Source organism: Ensifer sp. GW101-20A05, from assembly GCF_059424735.1.
Map to the genome: position 1 here is coordinate 1 of NZ_JBWKZT010000058.1, position 592 is coordinate 592.

At 58.1% G+C, this 592-nt stretch carries 1 protein-coding gene; it reads right to left on the reverse strand.

The window, feature by feature from the left end; translation table 11 throughout:
* Window positions 1-395, reverse strand: a 395-nt coding sequence (locus tag AC070A_RS34640; RefSeq protein WP_494773651.1) for a sigma factor-like helix-turn-helix DNA-binding protein, incomplete at its 3' end; no start/stop codon positions are given.
* Window positions 396-592: the final 197 nt, after the last annotated feature.

Genomic DNA, 592 nt, shown 5'->3' on the forward strand with positions numbered 1-592 from the left:
TCGAAAGCGGCGAAACGCTCACAGAACCATGTGTATCCATAACCGTTGGGGTGCCGCTCGCGATATTCCTGCCACAACAGCGTCAGCGTCACGCCCTTTCGCTTTAGTTCACTGGCGATCTGGCCCCAGTCTGGCGCGTGCATGTCCTGGGGCGGGCGGCCGCGACGATGGAACAGGCGACGCTGCAACACAGCGTCCTCGTCAAGCCCAGGCGGCAACGGCCAGCCCGTCAGCCCGGCCTCACGCGCCCGCAGCAGGTAGGTCGAAATGGTCGTTTTGCTGATCTTCAGCCGTTCCGATATCGCACGAACCGAAAGCCCCTGTTCGTGCGTCAGTCGCAATATCGATCGAATGTCCTTCACGTCAATAAGTCTCGCCTGCTTCCGTCTCGCCATTCCCCGCACCCCTCTCAAATCGGGGTCCAGAATGGCAAAAACGGCGCGTGCGAAAGTCGATGTTTTAATCGCCGAAAGACTGTCCGGGATTTACCGGAAGCGTTGTCCGGGAATTAGCGGAAATGCTGTCCCGGATTTAGTGAAATCGCTGTCCGGGATTTAATGGAATCCATGTCCGCGAATTACCGAAACCCGCA